Source organism: Nostoc sp. UHCC 0251, from assembly GCF_034932245.1.
GTDB lineage: Bacteria > Cyanobacteriota > Cyanobacteriia > Cyanobacteriales > Nostocaceae > Nostoc.
In genome coordinates this window covers 1-4,365 of the sequence record NZ_JAYGHD010000483.1, presented here as the reverse complement: position 1 = coordinate 4,365, position 4,365 = coordinate 1, and the positions used below count along the sequence as shown (strand labels likewise).

At 40.5% G+C, this 4,365-nt stretch carries 4 protein-coding genes and 1 pseudogene; 1 reads left to right on the top strand and 4 read right to left on the bottom strand.

All coding sequences use genetic code 11. The features are described from left to right. Positions 1-132: 132 nt before the first annotated feature. Together VB740_RS35985 and VB740_RS35980 are read right to left on the bottom strand one after the other, a co-directional pair. Positions 133-374 (bottom strand): annotated as a pseudogene (locus VB740_RS35985) (transposase); the annotation flags it as partial. A 237-nt stretch (positions 375-611) separates the two neighbouring features. Continuing rightward, positions 612-1,385: a glucosamine-6-phosphate deaminase gene (locus VB740_RS35980; protein WP_323204584.1), complete on the bottom strand. Its 774-nt coding sequence runs from the start codon at positions 1,383-1,385 to the stop codon at positions 612-614. Between the two features lie 177 nt (positions 1,386-1,562). Between VB740_RS35980 and VB740_RS35975 the strand changes: the two genes are divergently transcribed. Beyond that, complete coding sequence (locus tag VB740_RS35975; RefSeq protein ID WP_323204583.1) at positions 1,563-2,249, top strand: HAD-IA family hydrolase; 687 nt, start codon at positions 1,563-1,565, stop codon at positions 2,247-2,249. Positions 2,250-2,305: 56 nt separating this feature from the next. Here the strand turns inward: VB740_RS35975 and VB740_RS35970 are convergent, their stop codons facing one another. Both VB740_RS35970 and VB740_RS35965 read right to left on the bottom strand, forming a co-directional pair. Then, the gene (locus VB740_RS35970) at positions 2,306-2,932 is read right to left on the bottom strand and encodes a PadR family transcriptional regulator (protein ID WP_323204582.1); all 627 of its coding nucleotides are present in this window, start codon (positions 2,930-2,932) and stop codon (positions 2,306-2,308) included. Positions 2,933-3,146: 214 nt separating this feature from the next. Then, positions 3,147-4,028 carry a universal stress protein gene (locus VB740_RS35965; RefSeq protein WP_323204581.1) on the bottom strand — a complete coding sequence of 294 codons (882 nt, stop codon included), beginning with the start codon at positions 4,026-4,028 and terminating at the stop codon, positions 3,147-3,149. Between the last annotated feature and the right edge of the window lie 337 nt (positions 4,029-4,365).

The following is a 4,365-nucleotide window of genomic DNA, read 5'->3' as shown; positions in this document are numbered from 1 at the left end:
TACGAGACGCTAAAAGCGAACGCGGACTCGCTAACGCTGCGCTATCTGCCTTTCTTGATAATAATAGTGGTTTGGCAATGAGACGCAAATTATTTATTATTTCAAGTACTTTTCCATCCGAATTCATGATTCCATTTCTGTAATAATTTCTGATGCTAACTCTATTTTAGTTTTATATTTATCTCCTGATTTTAGCGTCCCTTTTGGTTTGAATATTTTTACACTTAAATAAAGGAAAAGTTATATTAGAATAAAGTCCATAAGCATTGACTGCAAACGTTACCATTGTCGACTTTTCCGACACTCCCTAAATATTGCCTGGCTACATAATCAGTCTTTCTACCTTTTTTCCTGTCTCCTGTTTCATCTATTACTCAGGGCTATTTCATTTAAGGCTTAGATGCAAGGGAAAATTGCAGCCAAATAAAGGGTGCGCTCGCTATAAAGCAGGCAAGTACGCTATCTCAAGCTTTGTTTAAATATGAACTGGCTAGATTCAATTTGTTGGCGGAGAAAATTTTATGACAATATTGACAGTGAATTCCACGAGCTTGATTTTTAATACATCACTAAAGACTTTTAAAACATCCTCTGAGAATTCAGAGATAAGTTCAAGAAAGTAAACTAGCAGAATTTACATCCAAAAATAACGTAGCTTGGGATTGCTGACGGAGAATAGAAGCCGGACAATTTGTATTTATAGCTCCTTGCAACATCTCTTTTACCACATTCGCTTTACGTTTTTCTGGAGCCAGGCAAAGAATTTTTTTAGCTGAACAAATCGTCGGGATGGTGACAGTAAAAGCATATTGTGGGACAGTTTCTAGATTCGGAAAGTGACCTGTGCTTACTTGTTGCTGACGGTTAGCTGTATCCAGTTTCACTAGTTTCACACTGTAAGGATCTTGAAAATTTGCTACTGCCGGATCGTTAAAAGCTAAATGTCCATTTTCGCCAACACCAAGACAGCATAAGTCAATTGGTTGTGCAAGGAGTAGTTTGGTGTAGCGATCGCACTCTGCTACTGGTTGCAATGTATCACCTTCTATATAGTGAAATTCTTTAGGAGCAACCCGCTTCTCTACACGTTCTCGCATATAGCGCCGGAAACTCGCAGGATGGTCAGCAGTAATTCCCAAATATTCATCTAGATGGAACAGAATAATCCTTGACCAATCTACACCACCCAATGCAATCAAAGCATCGAGAAATTTGAGTTGGGAGTTACCTGTTGCTAACAATACAGCGGCTGTCTCCTGAAGATTAAGAACTTGCTGTAAATGCTTTTGCGCGATTTCGGCAACATCCTGGGCCATTTCGACTTCAGAGTTGTAAATCTGCACTAGTAAATCATCAACGCGAAAAAAGTTTGTAGCGGTTAGCATTTGCTTACACAGAAGGTTATCAATTATACGTTAGTTTGTTGATAGGCTCTACTGATATGCCCTATCCAGTATAGATTTTAGGATTTAGCAGATTAATTTATAGCTTGTATAAGCACAAAAAAACGATGTAAACTATTTAAATTAAGTTAACAATTATTTACATTTTACCCAAAAATCATGCTGGCTGCAATTCTCTTTGACCTAGACGGCACTATTGTCAACACTGACCCTATACACTACCGAGCTTGGCAGGAAATGCTGTTAAATTACAGCATAGAAATTGACGAAATATTTTATAAATCCCGAATTAGTGGGCGGCTAAATCCAGAAATTGTTAAGGATATTTTGCCACAATTATCAATAGCAGAAGGGCAAAAATTTGCAGACGAAAAAGAGGCGCTTTTCCGCAAACTCGCCCCGGATCTAAAACCGCTAAGTGGATTTTCTGAACTACTAAAATGGACAGAGACACATCAGTTAAAGCGGGCATTAGTAACTAATGCCCCTAGATTAAATGCAGAATTTATGCTAGAGGTTTTGGGAATAAAAGAAGCTTTCCATACAATTGTTGTAGCGGATGATTGTATTGCTGGTAAACCCGACCCTGCGCCCTACCAAGTCGCTTTGAATAAGTTGGGAATTAGAGCAGAGGAAGCGATCGCTTTAGAAGACTCTCCCTCTGGTATTCGGGCGGCGGTGGGCGCAGATATCCGCACCATTGGCATCGCCTCCACCCACGATCCCCAAGTTTTACAGGAAATCGGCGCATTTATGGCAATTCCAGATTTTACTGATTTGCAGTTGTGGACATTGCTCAACTCACTCATTGAACCAGATTTGAGTGCGATCACTTCTAATTTGTAAGCATAAAATCTGAGAACATCGAGAGTAGAGACACGAATTTGCTAACGCGTCTCTACTTATTTTTGGGCAAGAATCGCGTAAATTTCCCGTTTAACTTGCTCTAAAAGCTCACGCACCCGATTTATGCGCTCTATATTGCCACTACGAGCAACCTGCACCACAACAGCAGCTAATTCTGTTGCAGCATTCCGCAACTCAATAAACTCTTGGGGTTTACCTTTGACGAAACTTTTGAAAGTATCCCAAGGAGAGTCTGAAGTATTCTGTTGGGAACGTTCTGCTAATAATTGTCTACCCTCATCGGTAATCGTGTAAATCCGCTTGCCACCTTCCTGTGTACTCTTGAGATAACCCCCTTCCTCCAGCAATTGGAGCGTTGGATAAACTGAGCCAGGGCTGAGGCGACGGAAACCACCATAGCGAGTTTCTGCATCTTTGATCAGGTCGTAACCATGACTAGGATGCTCGGATAACAATTCCAGCAGGATGAACTTGATGTCACCCCGACGAGTTCGATATTCATCTCCCCAACCACGACCAAACATTTCATTGCCAAAGTGCTTGTCATGATCTCTACCATGATGCTTGCCATGCCCAAACCAAGACTTGACAAGCAATGAATCATCTTCGCCAACTCCTGCCCATGCAGGTGCGCCAAAGCGTGACCGAAAGTTTCTAAACATAAATCAATCTCAAATCAACTTTCTCTAATATACGATATGTCTGAATATATCACGATATATCGTAATGGAATTTTGATGAAGATTTTTGACGTAAGTAACTGTGCCAAACTACAAGCGATGCCTCCGGTGATTACGTAGCTCTGCCGTAAAGCCTGCGCCAACGCAAAGCTAGTGGAAGCTGATGATAGCGGCTAGCTAAGTCTGTAGCACAGGTTTAGCCACGTTGGCTTGGAAAAAAGAGTACGGGATACCAGCTAAAACGTAATAATTCAGCTGTAAAACTAGAAACCAACCATTCTTGTAGTTTACCTATCGTTCCTGAAGATACTGCGATCGCACTAATATCACCCATTGCAGCCGCCTCTAAAACCTCGGTGACAGAGTATCCTTCCCGAACTTCTATCTCTACTTGTAAATTTATCCCCTCCAAATCAGCTTTAATCTGAGATAGAGTTTGTTCAGCCTGCTGTGGTAAGATTTTCCTTGGTAATTCTCGACGACCAGTATCTTCTAAAACCCAGCAAAGCTTGCATTGTTGTAGATATCTACCAGATTGTTGTTGAGCCAATTGCTTTACTTGTTGTAACAAATAATCCGCCTCTTGAGTACCGTTGTAGGGAATTAGCACAGAACGGAAAAGGTGCTGACAACGGAGTATTAATTCCTCAGAAGTATAAGCACAAATTAACTGAGGACGCAGTACCAGTAAGGGAATAGGTGTTCGACGAGATAAGTTAGCCATCGTACTACCCACCAATTTTTCCGTGAGTAAGCTGCGACTTTGAGAACCCAGGATAATTAATTGAGATCGATAGGTTTGGGCAACTTTAAGTATGGTATCAACAGCCTTTCCCGATTGAACTTCTATTTTTACTTCTACATCAGTGGGGCTTTCGCCAACAGCTTCTGCTAATCGAGTTTGAGCTTGTTCTATTTTTTCACTATCGACTTGTGGAATAATGCCTCTTTCCGATAATGGAACAGCGTGCAGAAAAACTATTTGCTTCATCCCCGTAAGCGCAAGACTAGAAACAAAATGTATTAGACGATGCAAACCGTCGGAAAAGTCTGTGCAAATCAAAACTCGTTGAAACATATGTAGCTAATAATAAGGTATTTAGAAATCTTCTAATTTAATCTCAAAACTTATAATCAAGTTTGCTTGAATAGTTACAGCATATTTCATTTAGGTGATGAATCTTTAATTTTTTTCGCAAGTCCCTTAGCGACAAGTCTAATGATTATTTCCATAAATATCTGCAATAAGTCTTTAAGAGGTTGTTTGAAAAGTGGTTGGCTGTGATTTTATGCACTTATTGATCCCCCCTAACCCCCCTTTTTAAGGGGGGAACCGGAATCAAAGTCCCCCTTTTTAAGGGCAGGGCTGTTTCATTCCACAAGGGCAAGAAGTTTGTCAATATCATGAGAGAGAA